Source organism: Bacillus sp. UNCCL81 (assembly GCF_900112535.1).
In the GTDB taxonomy this organism is placed as follows: Bacteria; Bacillota; Bacilli; order Bacillales; family Bacillaceae_G; genus Gottfriedia; species Gottfriedia luciferensis_B.
In genome coordinates this window covers 56,444-74,122 of record NZ_FOMF01000007.1, presented here as the reverse complement: position 1 = coordinate 74,122, position 17,679 = coordinate 56,444, and the positions used below count along the sequence as shown (strand labels likewise).

At 32.5% G+C, this 17,679-nt stretch carries 17 protein-coding genes; 15 read left to right on the top strand and 2 right to left on the bottom strand.

The features are described 5' to 3' along the window. The first annotated feature begins 3 nt into the window (after positions 1 to 3). From thiI to tpx, 8 genes are all read left to right on the top strand, one after another. Entirely contained in the window at positions 4 to 1,233 is a 1,230-nt protein-coding gene (thiI, locus tag BM319_RS16015) for a tRNA uracil 4-sulfurtransferase ThiI (RefSeq protein ID WP_069034626.1), read from the top strand. 81 nt (positions 1,234 to 1,314) lie between these two features. Next, the gene (locus BM319_RS16010) at positions 1,315 to 1,524 is read left to right on the top strand and encodes an alpha/beta-type small acid-soluble spore protein (RefSeq protein WP_069034625.1); all 210 of its coding nucleotides are present in this window, start codon (positions 1,315 to 1,317) and stop codon (positions 1,522 to 1,524) included. Positions 1,525 to 1,663: 139 nt separating this feature from the next. After that, the gene (locus tag BM319_RS16005) at positions 1,664 to 2,536 is read left to right on the top strand and encodes an aldose 1-epimerase family protein (RefSeq protein ID WP_069034624.1); all 873 of its coding nucleotides are present in this window, start codon (positions 1,664 to 1,666) and stop codon (positions 2,534 to 2,536) included. Between the two features lie 211 nt (positions 2,537 to 2,747). Further along, positions 2,748 to 4,322, top strand: a complete 1,575-nt coding sequence (mbcS, locus tag BM319_RS16000) for an acyl-CoA synthetase MbcS (RefSeq protein WP_091023606.1) — start codon at positions 2,748 to 2,750, stop codon at positions 4,320 to 4,322. A gap of 105 nt (positions 4,323 to 4,427) precedes the next feature. After that, positions 4,428 to 6,002 (top strand): amidohydrolase, encoded by a 1,575-nt coding sequence (locus tag BM319_RS15995; RefSeq protein ID WP_175495628.1) that lies wholly within the window; start codon positions 4,428 to 4,430, stop codon positions 6,000 to 6,002. A gap of 184 nt (positions 6,003 to 6,186) precedes the next feature. Continuing rightward, positions 6,187 to 6,816 carry a DUF2953 domain-containing protein gene (locus tag BM319_RS15990; protein ID WP_069034621.1) on the top strand — a complete coding sequence of 210 codons (630 nt, stop codon included), beginning with the start codon at positions 6,187 to 6,189 and terminating at the stop codon, positions 6,814 to 6,816. A gap of 12 nt (positions 6,817 to 6,828) precedes the next feature. After that, complete coding sequence (gene ytfJ, locus BM319_RS15985) at positions 6,829 to 7,272, top strand: GerW family sporulation protein (RefSeq protein ID WP_069034620.1); 444 nt, start codon at positions 6,829 to 6,831, stop codon at positions 7,270 to 7,272. Between the two features lie 91 nt (positions 7,273 to 7,363). Next, complete coding sequence (tpx, locus tag BM319_RS15980; protein ID WP_056472180.1) at positions 7,364 to 7,864, top strand: thiol peroxidase; 501 nt, start codon at positions 7,364 to 7,366, stop codon at positions 7,862 to 7,864. Positions 7,865 to 7,985: 121 nt separating this feature from the next. Here the strand turns inward: tpx and proC are convergent, their stop codons facing one another. Continuing rightward, positions 7,986 to 8,792, bottom strand: a complete 807-nt coding sequence (proC, locus tag BM319_RS15975; RefSeq protein WP_069034619.1) for a pyrroline-5-carboxylate reductase — start codon at positions 8,790 to 8,792, stop codon at positions 7,986 to 7,988. Between the two features lie 165 nt (positions 8,793 to 8,957). Here proC and BM319_RS15970 point away from each other — a divergent pair, with 165 nt between their 5' ends. The 5 genes from BM319_RS15970 (at position 8,958) to BM319_RS24765 (ending at position 13,898) form a co-directional block, all read left to right on the top strand. After that, complete coding sequence (locus BM319_RS15970) at positions 8,958 to 10,001, top strand: phosphatidylglycerol lysyltransferase domain-containing protein (RefSeq protein ID WP_069034618.1); 1,044 nt, start codon at positions 8,958 to 8,960, stop codon at positions 9,999 to 10,001. A 306-nt stretch (positions 10,002 to 10,307) separates the two neighbouring features. After that, positions 10,308 to 11,300, top strand: a complete 993-nt coding sequence (locus BM319_RS15965) for a class I SAM-dependent methyltransferase (protein ID WP_069034617.1) — start codon at positions 10,308 to 10,310, stop codon at positions 11,298 to 11,300. Positions 11,301 to 11,390: 90 nt separating this feature from the next. Then, a complete protein-coding gene (locus tag BM319_RS15960) occupies positions 11,391 to 12,581 on the top strand; it encodes an acetate kinase (RefSeq protein WP_069034616.1) in 1,191 nt (396 codons plus the stop codon). Positions 12,582 to 12,688: 107 nt separating this feature from the next. Further along, a complete protein-coding gene (locus BM319_RS15955; RefSeq protein ID WP_069034615.1) occupies positions 12,689 to 13,537 on the top strand; it encodes an EcsC family protein in 849 nt (282 codons plus the stop codon). Between the two features lie 172 nt (positions 13,538 to 13,709). Beyond that, entirely contained in the window at positions 13,710 to 13,898 is a 189-nt protein-coding gene (locus BM319_RS24765) for a hypothetical protein (protein WP_069034614.1), read from the top strand. 984 nt (positions 13,899 to 14,882) lie between these two features. Here the strand turns inward: BM319_RS24765 and BM319_RS15945 are convergent. Next, positions 14,883 to 15,206 (bottom strand): hypothetical protein, encoded by a 324-nt coding sequence (locus BM319_RS15945; RefSeq protein WP_069034613.1) that lies wholly within the window; start codon positions 15,204 to 15,206, stop codon positions 14,883 to 14,885. 360 nt (positions 15,207 to 15,566) lie between these two features. Here BM319_RS15945 and BM319_RS15940 point away from each other — a divergent pair, with 360 nt between their 5' ends. Continuing rightward, the gene (locus BM319_RS15940; RefSeq protein WP_091023602.1) at positions 15,567 to 16,340 is read left to right on the top strand and encodes an SDR family oxidoreductase; all 774 of its coding nucleotides are present in this window, start codon (positions 15,567 to 15,569) and stop codon (positions 16,338 to 16,340) included. Between the two features lie 195 nt (positions 16,341 to 16,535). After that, positions 16,536 to 17,669, top strand: coding sequence for an alanine dehydrogenase (gene ald, locus BM319_RS15935; protein WP_069034611.1), 1,134 nt, complete (start codon positions 16,536 to 16,538; stop codon positions 17,667 to 17,669). Positions 17,670 to 17,679: the final 10 nt, after the last annotated feature.

Sequence of the window (17,679 nt, the reverse complement as noted above, 5' to 3'; positions counted from 1 at the left end):
AGCATGAATGTAGAATATATTTTAATTCGTTATGGAGAAATGACTACAAAAGGAAAAAATCGAGGCCGATTTACAAGTATATTAAGAGAAAATGTTCGAAATCGATTAAAAGCTTTTGAAAAAATTAAAATCACTGCAACGCGTGATCGTATGTATATAAAATTAAATGGTGAAGACCATGAGAAGGTTGCTGCCAATCTTAAAGAAGTTTTCGGAATTCATACGTTTAGTTATGCTAGAAAAGTTGATACTGAATTAGATGCAATTAAAAAAGGTGCTCTTGAGGCTATTAACGAGCTTGGTGATAGTGTTAAAACATTTAAAGTGAACGTACAACGTAGTTATAAACAATTCCCATTAAATACGCCACAATTAAATCGCGAGCTAGGTGGGTATATACTTCAAAATACAGAACACTTAACTGTAGATGTTCATCAGCCAGATGTAGCTGTACGAGTAGAAGTGCGTGACGATGCGACTTATATTACTTGTGGAGAAGAATACGGTGCAGGTGGCTATCCAGTTGGAGTTGGCGGAAAAGTTATGTTACTACTATCTGGAGGTATCGATAGTCCAGTGGCAGCCTACATGTTGTTAAAACGAGGCGTGTCAATCGAAGCGATTCATTTTGAAAGTCCGCCATTTACGAGTGATCGTGCAAAACAAAAAGTTATTGATTTAGCAAGCAAACTAACTAGATATTGTAGACGAGTGACTTTGCATGTTATACCATTTACTGAAATTCAAAAAGCAATTCATAAAGAAATGCCTGCAAGCTATACAATGACAATTATGAGACGCGTTATGCTTAGAATTGCTGAGCAAGTTTCTGTTGATCGAAAAGCACTTGCTTTAGCTACAGGTGAAAGTTTAGGTCAAGTGGCAAGCCAAACATTAGAAAGTATGCATACAATCAATGAAGTAACTAATTATCCAGTTTTAAGACCATTATTAGCTATGGATAAATTAGAAATCATGGATATTGCTAAAAAAATTGATACGTATGATATCAGTATTAGACCTTATGAGGATTGCTGTACAATCTTTACTCCAGCTAATCCAACTACAAAACCAAAACGTGATAAGGTGGCTCGTTACGAGAGTCGTTTTGACTTTACTGAACTAATAAATGAAGCTGTAGTTAATAGAGAATCAATCATTTTTGAGAACGAAATGATTCGAAATCAATCGTCAACAAAAGAAGAAGAAATCGATATCGACGCACTTTTATAAAATTACTAAAAATTACCAGTAAAAAGATGAATGAAGATATGTGTTTTATCACACTCTATACTCACAAGGAGGTGACAACACATGTCAAATAGAAATAATTCAGGTAGCAATCAATTATTAGTTGATGGTGCTCAGAATGCTTTAGACCAAATGAAGTATGAAATCGCTACAGAATTTGGTGTAAACCTTGGTCCAGATTCAACTTCACGTGCTAATGGTTCTGTTGGTGGTGAAATCACAAAGCGTTTAGTACAAATGGCTGAACAAAGCCTTGGTGGATATTCTCGTTAATAAATTTAAATAATTATGGATTAAGGGGTAGGGTAAAACCTACCTCTTTTCTATTTGTTCTACATGCTCTTCGCTTGATTTAATATTTAATATTAACTTTGCTATAATAGAGGGAATAAATTAAAGGAGAGACCTGTTCATGTCATATATTGAAAATGAATTTATTAAAATTACAACTAAATCACAGGGAGCAGAGTTGACGGGTATCTATACAAAAAAAGATAATTTAAATTATTTATGGAATGCTGACCCAGCTTATTGGGGGAGACATGCACCAGTTTTATTTCCGAATGTAGGTAAATTAATTGATAATCAATATAAAGTCGATGATAAAGTTTATGAGCTTTCTCAACATGGTTTTGCAAGAGATATGGATTTTCAATTAACCGAAATGAAGGAAGACTATATCAACTATGAGTTAAACAGTAGTGAACAAACGCTTTTAAAATATCCATTTCAATTTTCTTTAAATATTAATTATAAGATTCAGAACAACACTGTTTTTATTAAATATGTTGTAACAAATAATGATGAGAAATCAATGCCATTTTCAATAGGAGCTCATCCAGCGTTTAATATACCTCTTTTGGAAGATGAAACTTTTGAGGATTATTACCTAGAATTTGAAGAGGAAGAAAGATTAGAAACAATTAAATTAGAAGGATCATATCGAAGTGGCAAAAGAGAACTAATTGGTCAAAATATTAAAAACTTACCATTAACCCGAGAACTCTTTAAGGATGATGCATTAATTTTTGAAAAACTTAATAAAAACGTACTGACAATTCGTTCGAAAAATCATCGTAATGCGATCAAAGTTCATTTTGAAGGGTTTCCATACGTCGGAATATGGACTACACCAACAGCACCTTTTCTATGTATTGAGCCATGGTATGGAGTTGCAGATGAAATCGGCCCAGTAAAAGAAATGAAAAATAGACTTGGTATTCAAATGCTAAATCCAAATGAAACATTTACTTGCACATACAGTATTACAGTTGAAAGTGATTGATTAAATAAAAGGTACGTAATTAGGAGTTTAGAGATCAAATAAACTATCTTTTTTGGATGGTTTATTTTTTTTGTGATTTTTTGTTTAAATTTTCTGAAAAATAGTCGAAAAATAGCAGGAATTGACTATACAATTAACGAAACCATTATTATTCTATTTTGCAAAATTCAAAATATAATTTTAGTAATGATCAAAAGGGGGACTAACTAAGATGAACAGTACAAGTCTAATTGCTCCAAAAGTATATAATCTCGTTTGGGAAATTGAAAAATTTGCCTCAACTGATAAAGTGGCGTTAAAGTGGGTTGACCTAAATGGCGAATCCCATCAATTAACATATAAGGAACTTTATAATAAAGTTCACCAATATGCTTTTACATTTAAAAATAGTGGCATCGAAAAAGGGGACAAACTTTTTGTCATGATGCCTAGATGTATTGAGACTTATGTAGTTTATTTAGCTATTTTAAAAATTGGATGTGTTGTAATCCCAGGATCTGAAATGTTAACGGTTAAGGATATTCAATACCGTCTTGAACATAGTGAAGTAAAAGCGATTGTATCGCATGATGAATATATAGGTACATTTAGCGAGATTGCTAAAACTGGAAAATATAAATTATTTACTATTCATAATCAACAAACAGTATGGACTTCATTAAATGACCAAGCAATTAGTGGAGCACATGTATTAACTGTGGAAACAAAAAGTGATGACTTAGCGTTTATTTCATATACCTCAGGAACGACTGGCAATCCTAAAGGTGTCGTACACACTCACAGTTGGGGGTATGCACATATTCGTACAGTTGCTTCGAATTGGCTAGATGTGACAGAAGATGATACTGTATGGGCGACTGCAGGGCCAGGATGGCAAAAGTGGATATGGAGTCCATTTTTAGCGACATTAGGCAGCGGGGCAACAGGGTTCTTTTATGAAGGGAAATTCGATGCAGATACTTTCCTAACATTACTAAAGGAGCATAATATATCTGTATTTTGTAGTACGCCAACCGAATACCGATTTATGGCAAAGGTTGAAAATCTAGATCAATATCAATTACCAGCTTTAAGAAGTGCTGTATCAGCAGGAGAGCCTTTAAATCAAGAAGTAATCCGTACATTTAAAAAGCATTTCAATGTTGATGTAAGAGATGGGTATGGACAAACTGAAAATACATTATTAATCGGGACGATGAAGGATATTAAAGCAAAAGTAGGTTCAATGGGGATTCCAACACCAGGAAACTTAGTTGAAATCGTTGATGATGAAGGAAATCCAGTCGGGGTTAATGAAGTGGGGCATATTGCGGTACATTTAAGCTCTCCAGCATTATTTAAACATTATTATAATGATATGGATCGTACAATAGCACAAAGAAAAGGTGAGTATTATTTAACGGGTGACCGAGCTAAGAAAGATGAAGATGGCTATTATTGGTTTGATGGACGTAGTGACGACATAATAATTAGTTCTGGTTATACAATTGGTCCTTTTGAAATAGAAGATGCGTTAGTACAACATAGGCTTGTAAAAGAATGTGCGGTTGTTGCTAGTCCAGATCCATTACGTGGTAATGTTGTTAAAGCATTTGTTGTTTTGACTGAAAATGCTACAAATCAAGATGACTTAGTATCTGAACTACAAGAACACGTGAAAAAAATTACTGCACCATATAAATATCCACGTAAAATTGAATTTGTCCAAGAGCTACCAAAAACAACTTCTGGTAAAATTCGCCGAGTAGAATTACGTGCGATGGAACAATTACGTGAATCGAATTAAATACTTATGTTAAAATGAGGGAAAATTCCCTCTTTTTTTGTTTTAGGATTATTTATCTTTCAAAATGATAAACGAATATAGATAATGAACGGATGGTGGAATGAAATGAAGAAGCTTTGGCATAATGGTTTATTTTATACAATGGAAAGTGAAGGGGAAACGGTAGACTCAATCATTACTGAAGATGAAAAAATTTTAAAAACAGGAACATTTGAATCCTTGCTTTCTTTTTTAGAAGGTGAACAATTTGAGAAAATTAATTGTAATGGAAAAATCGGTTTTCCAGGTTTTATAGATAGTCATTTGCATTTAATTGGTCATGGTGAAGCGATGAATCGTGTAGATTTGTCAAAGTGTCAATCATATGAAGAGATGCTTGATCGAATGAAAAAAGTTGTAAAGGACGCGCACCCGAATGAATGGATTGTCGGGGAAGGATGGAATGAAAACGAATGGGAATCAAAAGCCGTATTCCAAGTTGACGATTTAAATAGTTTATCAAGCACAAATCCACTTGTATTAAAGAGAACTTGTAGACATGTCTACTTTGTAAATTCTCTTGCAATTAGTCATGCAGCAATAAATGAACAAATGCAAATCGATGGAGGACAAATAGGCTACTTTGAGGATGGTCGTTTAAACGGATTATTGTATGATGAAGCTGTCAATTTAATCATTAAAGCGATGCCGGCACCTGACGATCAGTATTTGTCAAAAGCAATCATTTCCGCTATTAAAGATTGTTACCAATACGGAATCGTTGGAGCGGTAACAGAGGATTTATCATACTATGGAAATGCAAATCTAGTGATTGATTTATATGAGCGATTGTTAAATGAAGTTCCATTTCACACTCATGTTTTAATTCATCATACGACTTTGGATGAAGTCAAAGGAAGATTACATAAAGGTAATAAGAATGTATCATTTGGAGGCGTAAAAGCATTTATTGATGGTTCTTTTGGTGGTCGAACTGCACTGTTAGAAAAACCTTATGACGACAATCAAAGCATAACAGGATTACAAGTGACTTCTTTAGAAAAATTAGAAGTAATTACAAAAAAAGCACGTGAAAATGGATTGCCGATAGCATTTCATATGATTGGAGATTTAGCCGTTAAACAAGCCATTGATGTTGTTAAAAAATATCCTAATCAAACTCAGCTACCTGACCGATTTATACATTGTGCACTTTTATCTCCAAAATTAATCGAGGAAATGAAAGAATTAAACATCGTTGTAGATGTACAAACCTCATTTATCTATGCAGATTATCCATGGTTAGTAGAACGTATTGGTCAAAGACGAAATGAATTTGCATATTTAATTAAAACGCTGATAAATGAATCAATCGCTATAGCAAATGGTTCAGATACACCGATTGATACAATTAATCCTTGGCAAGGTATATATACAGCGGTTACCCGAAAAGCCAAAGACGGGAGAGCGTATAATATCGAGGAAGCAATTAGCTTATATGAAGCAATTAAACTTTATACGATTGATAGTGCGGCATCGTTTCGTCAAGAAGATAAAAGAGGTCTCATAAAAGAAGGATATTCTGCTGACTTTATTTTATTTGATGAAAATCCATTTGAGTTAGAAAAAGATGATCTACTTTATGTTAAATGTAGTGAAACTATTTGCCGAGGAAATATTGTTTATAAAAGTCATGATTAAGTTATGAAAAGGACAAGCGAATGTGTTGGAGAAGTTGTTTATGATCAACAAGCAACTAGAATTTATCAACGAAGTTCAAAAATCTTATAGTTTACTACTCGAAAAGAATGGTATGTAATTTTACCATTCTTTTTGTTTATTCAGAAGTTGGTTTGCCCATACTGATACAAAAAAGGGTGGTTTTTTGCTTTACATATACTCTATTCTAATTTTTATTGCAATCGTTGTTTTACTGTTAATCATTTTCGTCCTGTTTATAAATATGAAAGTTAATATTTTATCCGTTTATACAAATGAAGAACGATTTATGAATATTAAACTGTCTATCTTGAACAACCTATTGCATTTCGCCTTTACGATTCCATTAAAGAGACCGAAAGAGGTAAAGGAGGACGTATCAGATTTAGAGAAAAAAAGGGATTTGTCTGTCTTTCAACAAATTGATTTTTTCATAAATTTATACTCCAACGGACATACTATCATTACAAAATTTTTAAACACTGTACAAATTTACAATTTAACTTATCACATTCATTTTGGTGTCGGAAATTCTGCTTTAACAGGGATATCAATTGGAACAGCTTATAGTGCAATCGGAATTTTTGAAAACTTATTAAAGAAATTTACGATAGTTCATCATCCGCCAACTATAGATATCACGCCCAATTATTATACATCTGTAATGGAAACTACTGGTAAGATACGGTTTTCATTTTCGGTACGAAAGGCAGTCTTTGCGGGACTATTATTACTTAAAGCATATTTAAAAACTAGAAAAGACTTTAAAGCAACACATCCAATCGAAACTAATTAGAGGTGATTAACAATGAGTCAACATCCTATTGGAGACTTAATGCACGCGGCAATGGAAAATTTATCAGCAATGATTAATGTAAATACAATTATTGGTGATCCAATTTCAACACCAGATGGAAGTTTAATCTTAACCGTATCAAAAGTAGGGGTTGGCTTTGCAGCTGGTGGAAGTGAATTCAGAAATTACCATTTAGTAGATGGTGTTAAAGAAGCTGAAGTAAGAAGTCCACATCCATTTGGAGGAGGTACAGGTGGAGGTGCATCAATTACTCCAATTGCATTTCTAATCGTTAACAAAGATGGAGTAAAATTACTTCACTTAGATCAAAACACGCATTTAATTGAAAAGCTGATGGATTTAGCGCCACAAGCGCTTGAAAAAGCAAAAAAATATATGAAGAAAAATGATAATTCAGTTGATGATGAGGCAATTTTTGATACAGATTTAGATTAAATATAAAATTTAAGTAAAGTTAATTGCATTCATGGTTTCCTTCCAGTAAGATAAATGTTGTGAACATTTTGTAATTTTGGGAGGAAATATCATGGCATCTGTAACATTTAAAAACAATCCAGTAACTCTTATTGGACAAGAAGTAAAAGTAGGAGAAAAAGCTCCAAGCTTTACTGTATTAGCAAATGATTTAAGCCCTGTAACTTTAGAGGCTTCAGCTGGTAAAGTACGCTTAATTAGCGCAGTACCTTCTGTAGATACTGGAATTTGTGATGCACAAACTCGTCGTTTTAACGAAGAATTATCAAACGTAGAAAACGTTGAAGTTTTAACAATTTCAATGGACTTACCATTCGCACAAAAAAGATGGTGTGCTGCAAGTGGTTTAGAAAATGTACATACTTACTCTGATCACCGTGATGCATCTTTTGGTGAAGCATTTGGTGTTTTAATGCAAGAATTACGTTTATTAGCTCGTGCAGTATTCGTAGTAGATTCAAATGATGTTGTTACTTACGTTGAGTACGTAGCTGAAGGTACAACTCATCCGAATTATGAAGCAGCAATCGAAGCTGTAAAAGCTGCAAAATAATAGTAATAACTCTATTAAGAGGTAAAAGGCTGTCGAGTAGATCTCGGCAGTTTTTTTTTGCATTAAAAAGGCATTCACAAATATGAATGCCTCAGTGTGTATTATTAGACTGTTGCTAAAATCATTTACCTAAAGAAACTGATTTCTCAGTACAACGTTCCATGGCAGAAATAATAGATGAGCGGAAGCCTTTTTTTTCTAATTCAGCAATTGCTTCTATTGTTGCACCACCTGGTGTGCAAACTTGGTCCTTTAATTCACCAGGATGTAATTCAGTTTCAAGTACCATCTTTGCTGCACCTAAAACAGCTTGGGCAGCTAACTTATATGCTTGGTCTCGCTGTATTCCTTGTAATACAGCTCCATCTGCTAAAGCTTCGATCATTAAGTAAACATAAGCTGGAGAAGAACCGCTAACAGCAGGAACCGCATCCATTAATTTTTCATTTACTAATTCACATTTTCCGAAGCTATTGAAAATTTCCATTACTTCATTTAACTCTTCATTGGTCACTACTTGATTATGACAAAGTGCACTCATTCCTTCTCTAACTAATGAAGGAGTATTTGGCATTGTTCTAACGATTTTAACCTCTTTACCGAAGGATTTCTCTACACCTTCTAAAGTAATTCCAGCGGCAATCGTAATGATTACAGTATTATTTGAAATAACTTCTTTAATTTCTTCAATAATAGTTGGATATAAATCAGGTTTAACTGCTAAAAACAAATAATCAACTTGCATTGCTAAATCGATATTACTATTTAATGTGTGAACATTATATAAATCTTTCACTTTTACAAGTGTTTCATTAGACCTTGCACTTACATAAATTTGATGCTTATCAATTACATTCGATTCAATTAACCCACCAATCATAGCTTGAGCCATTTTACCGCAACCAATAAAACCAATTTTCTTATTCATTTGTACTCACATCCAATATATTTAATAAATTGAATTATACAGGAGGGGTTAAATATTACCAAACAATACATTATTAAAAAAAATTAATGTATGGATATCCACAAGGAATTATTTTTTGTAAAATAGAAATTGTAAAGAAAATTGACTCTTTATTTTGGGGGTATTATGAAACAAATTTTAAAAGAATCAAATCATAAAACTACAATTGAGATTATTCAACAACTTATTCAAACATATGGTGGAACTTCATTAACACATTTAGGATTACTTGGAGATAAAAAAGTATTTCTTTCAGAAGATCAAAAATCTGCATTTGTTTACCGGAAACAGGGGAATAAATTAGTTGTTCTATGTGATCCAATTGGTGAGATTTCTTTTGAAAAAATAAAGGAGTTTGAAAATTATTCAAGGAGTATGAAGTGTACTCCGTGCTTTTATCAAATAGACGAAAACTCAAAGATGTTGTATGAAAAAGCTGGCTATCGATTGTTGAAATTAGGTGAAGAAGCAATAGTTGAATTAGAAAATTTCGAAATTGCAGGTAAAAAAGGAGCAAAACTAAGAACAAAAAGGAACAAATTCATCCGACAAGGATATCAATTTGAAGTGTCTATGCCTGGATATTCTATAGGTCTACTTCAAGAGCTAAAAGGGGTCTCAGATGTATGGTTAAACGGAAGAGAAGAGCTATCCTTTTCAGTTGGTTCATTTCATTTTGATTATGTTTCAAATTTTCCGATCGGAATCTTAAGGGATAAAAATGGTCAAGTTATTGCTTTTGCGACATTACCAATTCAAGGCGAAAATATAACAATTGATTTAATGAGATATTTAAAAGAATTACCATACGGAACGATGGATATGCTTTTTGTTTCAATTATGTTTTGGGCAAAAGAAAATGGATTTAAAAGCTGCAGCCTTGGAATGGCACCATTAGCAAATGTTGGCCAAGATTCAAAATCATCAATCATCGAGAAATCTGCAAAAATGATCTTTAAATATGGTAACTCAATTTATAACTTCAAAGGATTATTAATTTTTAAAAGTAAATTTGCAAATAAATGGGAATCAAAGTACTTAGCATACAAACCATATACACTACTATCGGTTATCACAAGCTTATATCGCCTAGTTCATGGAACAAAATCTTTGAACTATATCACTCGATTTATGAAGCCGTTAGAAAAGAAAAAAGTAAAAATTAGTTAACGAAGGCCTCAATAAAGGAGGTCTTTTTTTATGTATTCAGTAGTGCTTTATGAAAATGATACTGTTCGTCATAATTCCATTAATTCCAATTCAATACAAAAAAATTAAAACTACATAAAAAGTTCAAAATGTATTAATTAAAAGCAAACATTCATCCATTAAAATTAAATTAACAGTACTGGATTAAAAATGATTAAAAAAACCAAATACTTTCTAATAGAAGAATTTAATAAAGTGGACACGTTTAAAAGCCATACGTATAATGAAACACAATGACTGTTCTATTATGAAAGTGAGGAATGAAAAATGCTAAAAGAGAATTCAGTGGAATTTTTATTTAATTACATAGATGAATCGACAGAATGTTTAAAAGATAATTTAGAAATTTCTTATTTAGAGGCATTAATTGAAACGGGTGAAAATTTCTTTGAAGGGGAAGTTTTACAAGAAGAAATTAATGGTCCACAAAAAGATAAACTGATGAATACAATTCATCAATTTACATCGGCGTCAAAAGATAATGAGAGTATTCGTAGAGCATTTCAATTAGCGATACTAAAAGGAATGAAACAAGGGGTACAAACAAACCATGAAATGACTCCAGATGGTATTGCTTTTATTATTACTTATTTAGTAGGAAAGCTTACTGAGGGTAAACAAAATTTAACTATTTTAGATCCGGCAATTGGTACTGGAAATCTTCTATTAACAATTTTAAATTCTTCAAAAGATAAATTTACTGATTCTGTTGGAATCGATGTAGATGACATTCTTGTTAGAATCGCATTTGTTATTGGCAACTTACTTGGCCATGAAATTGAATTATTTAATCAAGACAGTTTAGCACCTTTATTTGTAGATCCGGTTGATCTTGTTGTTTGTGATTTACCAATTGGCTTTTATCCAAATGCAGAACGTGCAAAAGAGTTTACTTTAAAAGCAAAAGAGGGCATGTCTTATGCTCATCATTTATTTATTGAGCAAAGTATGAACTACTTAAAATCTGGAGGATTTTTCATCTCGCTAGTTCCAAATCACTTATTTACTTCAGAGCAATCTGCGCAATTACAAAGCTATATTAATGAAACAGGCGTTATTCAAGGATTGATACAGTTGCCAGTATCTGCCTTTAAGGACGAAAGACATCAAAAAAGTATATTAATAATCCGCAAAAATGCAGAAAATATGAAGAAGCCAAAACAGGCTTTATTAGTTGATTTCCCTAAGTTATCGAATATGAAAGCAGTTGAAGATATTATGCTTCAAATGAATGAATGGTTTAAAGAAAATTTACAATAATTGAACTTTTAAACACGTAAACTAATTTGTGTTATAATAATTTCAGCTAAAAAAATATAACAGTTTCATGTTTAAAGGAGATGTAAAAACATGGCAAATATTCTTGCTATTAATGCAGGTTCATCGTCATTAAAATTTCAATTAATTGAAATGCCTAGCGAAAAAGTACTTACAATTGGTTTAGTAGAACGTATCGGTATTAAGGATAGCGTTTTTGTAATTTCAGTAAACGGGGAAAAAATTAAAGAAGTAACAGATATTGCTGATCATTCTGTTGCAGTAAAAATGCTTCTTGAAAAGCTAACAGGTTTAGGAATTATTTCTTCATTCGATGAAATTCATGGAGTTGGACATCGTGTAGTTCACGGTGGAGAACTATTTACAGATTCTGCTTTAATTACTGAAGAAGTTGAACAACAAATTGATCAACTTTCTGATTTAGCACCACTTCATAACCCAGCTAACCTAGTTGGTATTCGTGCATTTAAAGAATTATTACCAAATATTCCTGCAGTAGCTGTATTCGATACTGCATTCCATCAAACAATGCCTGAAGAATCTTACCTATATAGCTTACCTTATGAGTACTATAAACAATTTGGTATTCGTAAATATGGATTCCACGGTACATCTCATAAGTATGTAACAGAAAGAGCTGCTGAATTAATCGGTAAACCTCTTGAAGAATTAAGACTTATTTCATGTCACTTAGGAAATGGTGCAAGTATTGCTGCAGTTGAAGGTGGAAAATCAATTGATACTTCAATGGGATTCACTCCACTTGCTGGTGTAACAATGGGAACTCGTTCAGGTAACTTAGACCCAGCTTTAATTCCATTTATTATGGAAAAAACGGGTAAAACAGCTGAGGAAGTACTTGATGTATTAAATAAACAAAGTGGTATGCTTGGTATCTCTGGATTCTCAAGTGACTTACGTGATATTGAGACTGCAGCTGAAGAAGGTAATAAACGAGCTAAAATCGCTCAAAGTGTATTCATTGAACGTATTCACAAATATTTAGGATCTTATGCTGCACGTATGAAAGGTGTAGATGCGATTATCTTCACTGCTGGTATTGGTGAAAACGGACCGGAAATTCGTCAAGCTGTTTTAGAAGGTCTTGAATTTATGGGTGTGTATTTTGACCCAAGTAAAAATAACTTTAGAGGAAAAGAAGCTTTCATTAGCTTTGATCACTCTCCAGTTAAAGTAATTGTAATTCCAACTAATGAAGAAGTTGTAATTGCAAGAGATGTAGTACGAGTTGGAATGAAATAATCTGTTTAGTAAACATAAACGTAGAGCATACAAAAATAGATGAACTCATATTCTTAAAATGAGATCACTTTTTGGCTCTACGTTTTTTTTATATTCGAGGTGATAGTATGGATCAAATGAAAGAGTATAATTTATGGCTCGAACTTAACGATTTGATTGAAAAGAAACAACAGCAAAATTTAAATAAATTAGAACTAATGTATCAAAATGCTTCTAATTTTCTCCTCCAAAAAATACCCCAGAGCTATTCGAATACTTTTAATGAATTTTTTTCAACTGCTTTTTTCCACACTCAATCTTTAATACAAACAACAAAACAGTTTCAAGAAAAGAAATTAGATATACTTAATCGAGCACAAATTTTAAGAAGTGATGTTAAGACAATAAGTGATCTAAGAAAGCTACCATTAAGACAATTGAATTTTTTAGCTGAACAAGAAATATCGAAAGCATTAATAGTCTCAAGTGTTCAAGGTGGAATAAGTGGAACTAGTACAAAGCTTGCTTTATTTGGTGATTTACCGGCTTTATTATTTATTAATCTTAAAACGGTACAAGAAATAGCACTTTGTTATGGTTATGATGTAAGTATTCCAAAAGAAATGGAATGTAGTTTAAAAGTACTACAAGGTGCAATCCTCCCATCAAACGAAAAATACGTTGTTTGGAGTAAGTTAATGAACGATATTTTAAAGCATGAGGATTCTGACGTATTTGCAACTTGGGAAAATCAATTTAATGGAGAAGGGGTCTATTACACTGTCATATTACAAATGTGCAAGTTATTAATGATCCATTCATTACGGAATAAAGTTTTAGGTGGTATTCCTTTATTAGGAGTTTCTGTTGGGGCAAAATGGAATGAATCTTTTACAAAAAACGTATTAGAATATACAAAGAAATTTTATCAATATCGTATATTATCGGAACGGGTAAACCAAGAACCAACAGATTAAATCGCAATTTGAGAAGCTAACAAATTATCTGTTAGCTTTTTTTAATGTAGAATGAGTTGAAACCGAAATACTTCAATCTCCATTAGGCAATTTACCTTTAGTTAATCGAATACCCGTTTGGTTGTAAACGAGTATGTGGTATGCTAAAAGAAAACCATTCAAGGAGACAATTATGAAGCCTACATCAAGTTTTCAACTAGAACAATCCATCGGAAAGTTACGAAAAGTGGCTGACCAACTAAACAAGCAAATTAAAGAAGCATCTTCCGAAAAAGTTGCGAATGAAACCATCCGACTAAAAGAGGAACTAAAAACAATCGGAGACACTCTTTTACAAATTCAAAAGCGCGAAAATGAATAAACTGGTACTCACAAAATGAAAAAGCTAACAAATTAATTGTTAGCTTTTTCCACGCTGTTACATTACCAAATTTTCGTAAAAGGAGTAGAGTGATGTTGATTTCCATTACAGGATGCTCGCTTTCCATGGGGCGAGATTCTTTAGCCTCCTCGGCAAGCCTGCGGGGTCTCAGCCTTCCCGCTAATCCCATAGGAGTCGAGCACCCCTCCATTCCAATCAACTTTTTCATCAAAAAAAGTATGCAATAAATCCTAATCAAATAGCCTTTACTTAGAGTAATCTAGCAGTTTTTATTAATCAGTTTGTAGTTCTATTAATATCGAACATTAAACTAAATTAATCAAATGAATTTGTTTTTCTAAGAATAAGCTCATAATTTTTTTAACTTCTGAAAAAACATGTCTAATGTTATTGGAAAGATCATCCAGAAAAATGAAAATTTCATCATTATTAAATGTTCATTTAATGTCCGTTTTCCCTATTGATCATTTTATATTTCAACACTCTTGAAAAAGCTAACAAATTAATTGTTAGCTTTTTCAAATTTTTGAAATATATTGTTGTCAATATTTAAAAGTATTAATAAGTTTATACAAGGTGGCTCTAATACTCATGATTAAATAATGTTTTTTACGTTTTTTTATTGAACTAATAATGATTTTGCTAAAAAATATATTGAGTAAATTTGCATCAGTAGAATTTGATTTTTGGTTACAGTTTTTAGTCAAAAGACAATTCTTTAAAATGATCATTATTTAATGATATAAAGATTAATTTTTTATTTGAAGAGTTGGTTGGAACGAAGGGACGCTCGACTCCTATGGGAGATGCAGGAAGGGTGAGACCCCGCAGGAACGAGGAGGCTCAGCTCATGCCCCATGGAAAGCGAGCATCCCGTAGTGGAAACCAACAAGATATTCTTATTTAATTGATAACTTCTTTTTTCAACAGAATGAAAAAGCTAACAAATTAATTGTTAGCTTTTTAACCATGTATTTTTGTATCATTGGACATTTGTTGGTTACTTCTAAACCAAATCCAAAGATCGTTAATAATTGATGCTAATTCTGCAATTTCAGAATTTAATTTACAGCTCAAAACAAAATCAGATTCGTGATTTAAAAGTTCTTGTTTATGATTAATTGTAAACTCTAAACGTGTAATTTGATCAGGTATTCCACCACGGATATATTCCCATTCCGTAAGAATCATTTGTTGCTGATCGTGAGAGTAATCTTCCCAATCTAATTTTAGGCTTGGTAGAAAAATACCTAATCGTTCATCGTATGAAAAATAATCTTGAAACATCCCTTACTCCCCCTCTTGACTATATTATACATTGAAAAAAATAATTGAAACAAATTGAATTTTAAATTTCAATAAAAATTTTTAAATTAAAGTCTAAAATCTAAAAATAAAAATTATTAAAATAAAAGGAAAATAATTCATAATAATAGAAAACATAGTTATCTTTTAATAAAATAATCTTACTAAATTAAAGATAAAGGTATAAGATAATGACATAATTTTTAATGAACTGGCTTTATGCTTAAATAACCAATTAAAAAGGATAATGAGAATAGATCTACAAATACATACAATTGATTGATTTATCTAGATGATTTTCACAAATATATAAAATTATTTAGACTCGAAAGGAAGAGTTTTATGAGGCATGCTGTCATTACGGCAGGATCGAAGGGGTTAGGGAAGAAAGTAACTGAAGCATTTTTAAACGATGGTTATTCAGTAACTGTTACTTACTTTTCTGATGAACAGGCTATCAAAGAGCGAAAAGAAGAATGGAAGGATTATTTGGACCGGGTTCTTTTTGTAAAAGGTGATATTTGCGATAAACAATTTATTAATGAGATTGTCTCAAAAACGATGGAGAAATTCGGTAGGGTCGATTGTCTTATCAATAATGCTGGCCCGTATTTATTTAACCGTAAAAAACTGGCTGACTACACTGATGAAGAGTGGGAATACTTGTTGTATGGAAATTTGCACAGCGTGTTTTATCTTTTAAAGCAAATTATTCCAATTATGAGAAAGCAGAAATATGGACGTATCATAAATTATGGATTCCAAGGTGCCAATTCAGCTTCGGGGTGGATTTATCGTTCTGCATTCAGCGCAGCTAAAGTAGGTCTAGTTTCTTTGACTAAAACAATAGCCTATGAGGAAGCAGAGAATGGTATAACATCTAATATGATTTGTCCTGGAGATATTTTTGGTGATATGAAAGAGGCAAATCAATCTGAAGCAAGTAAGGATGGAAAAGGTCTTGCACCAATTGGAAGATCTGGTACTGGGGAAGATATAGCAAGAATGGTGCAATTTTTGTGTAAGGAAGAGTCTGATTTTATAACAGGTGATATATTTGAAGTCACTGGTGGCTTGGATGTTATTAATAAATACAGACATATTCCATTATCATGAGAATTCGTGGGACAATTCCATTTTTAAAGCATAATTTATAATAAAAAAGATTCTGAATTAATATTTATTAAACGAAATTAAGCGTTTTCATTTTCTGCACTATATGTTTTGTGTTAATATAAAAATGTATTATTTTTTAATAAATAGAGCTCATCCTAAGAGGCACGAAATAAATATATTTCAGGGGGAAATAACATGCGTATTGGGGTACCAAAAGAAATAAAAAACAACGAAAATCGTGTTGCAATGACACCAGCTGGAGTAATGAACTTAGTTGGACATGGTCATTCAGTTTACATTGAAACAAATGCTGGAATTGGTTCAGGATTTACTAATGAAGAATACGTAAATGCTGGCGCAACAATTGTTGAAACAGCTGAAGAGGCTTGGAATAATGAAATGGTTATGAAAGTTAAAGAACCAATTCCAAGCGAATATGGATACTTCCGTGAAGGATTAATTTTATTCACATACTTACATTTAGCTCCAGAGCCTGAATTAACTAAGGCTTTAATTGATAATAAAGTAGTCGGAATTGCTTACGAAACTGTACAAGTTGGTAATACATTACCGTTATTAACTCCAATGAGTGAAGTAGCAGGACGTATGTCAGCTCAAATCGGTGCTCAATTCCTTGAGAAAAATAAAGGCGGAAAAGGTATTTTATTAGGTGGAGTACCAGGAGTACGTCGTGGAAATGTTACAATCATTGGTGGTGGTGTAGCAGGAACAAATGCTGCTAAAGTGGCTGTTGGTCTTGGTGCTCACGTAACGATGATTGACTTAAATCCAGATCGTTTACGTCAATTAGATGATATTTTTGGTCATCAAATTACGACTTTAATGTCAAACCCTTACAATATTGCTGAAGCGGTTAAAGAATCTGATCTTGTAATCGGTGCAGTATTAATTCCAGGTGCAAAAGCGCCAAAACTTGTTACAAAAGAAATGATCGAATCAATGGAACCAGGTTCAGTTGTAGTTGATATTGCAATTGACCAAGGTGGTATTTTCGAAACTACAGATCGTATTACAACTCATGATTTCCCAACATATGAGAAGCATGGAGTAGTACACTACGCTGTAGCAAATATGCCTGGTGCAGTACCTCGTACTTCTACAATGGCATTAACAAATGTTACAGTACCTTATGCAGTTCAAATTGCTAACAAAGGTTATCAAAAAGCTTGCTTAGATAACTCTGCATTATTTAAAGGTATTAATACACTTGATGGATATGTAACTTACGAAGCAGTAGCTGAAGCTCACGGCTTAGAATATAAAGAAGCAACTACTTTATTACAAGGTACATCTGTTTCTACAAACTAATTTAAAGAAA

Excerpts from the sequence above, each read along its gene's own strand:
- BM319_RS15955 (WP_069034615.1), top strand. The coding sequence starts at position 12,689 with ATGGATCAAATGAAAGAGTATAATTTATGGCTCGAACTTAACGATTTG.
- ytfJ (WP_069034620.1), top strand. The coding sequence starts at position 6,829 with ATGAGTCAACATCCTATTGGAGACTTAATGCACGCGGCAATGGAAAAT.
- BM319_RS15995 (WP_175495628.1), top strand. The coding sequence starts at position 4,428 with ATGAAGAAGCTTTGGCATAATGGTTTATTTTATACAATGGAAAGTGAA.
- BM319_RS16005 (WP_069034624.1), top strand. The coding sequence starts at position 1,664 with ATGTCATATATTGAAAATGAATTTATTAAAATTACAACTAAATCACAG.
- BM319_RS15970 (WP_069034618.1), top strand. The coding sequence starts at position 8,958 with ATGAAACAAATTTTAAAAGAATCAAATCATAAAACTACAATTGAGATT.
- thiI (WP_069034626.1), top strand. The coding sequence starts at position 4 with ATGAATGTAGAATATATTTTAATTCGTTATGGAGAAATGACTACAAAA.
- ald (WP_069034611.1), top strand. The coding sequence starts at position 16,536 with ATGCGTATTGGGGTACCAAAAGAAATAAAAAACAACGAAAATCGTGTT.
- BM319_RS15945 (WP_069034613.1), bottom strand. The coding sequence starts at position 15,206 with ATGTTTCAAGATTATTTTTCATACGATGAACGATTAGGTATTTTTCTA.
- proC (WP_069034619.1), bottom strand. The coding sequence starts at position 8,792 with ATGAATAAGAAAATTGGTTTTATTGGTTGCGGTAAAATGGCTCAAGCT.
- BM319_RS15940 (WP_091023602.1), top strand. The coding sequence starts at position 15,567 with ATGAGGCATGCTGTCATTACGGCAGGATCGAAGGGGTTAGGGAAGAAA.
- mbcS (WP_091023606.1), top strand. The coding sequence starts at position 2,748 with ATGAACAGTACAAGTCTAATTGCTCCAAAAGTATATAATCTCGTTTGG.
- BM319_RS24765 (WP_069034614.1), top strand. The coding sequence starts at position 13,710 with ATGAAGCCTACATCAAGTTTTCAACTAGAACAATCCATCGGAAAGTTA.
- BM319_RS15960 (WP_069034616.1), top strand. The coding sequence starts at position 11,391 with ATGGCAAATATTCTTGCTATTAATGCAGGTTCATCGTCATTAAAATTT.
- BM319_RS16010 (WP_069034625.1), top strand. The coding sequence starts at position 1,315 with ATGTCAAATAGAAATAATTCAGGTAGCAATCAATTATTAGTTGATGGT.
- tpx (WP_056472180.1), top strand. The coding sequence starts at position 7,364 with ATGGCATCTGTAACATTTAAAAACAATCCAGTAACTCTTATTGGACAA.
- BM319_RS15965 (WP_069034617.1), top strand. The coding sequence starts at position 10,308 with ATGCTAAAAGAGAATTCAGTGGAATTTTTATTTAATTACATAGATGAA.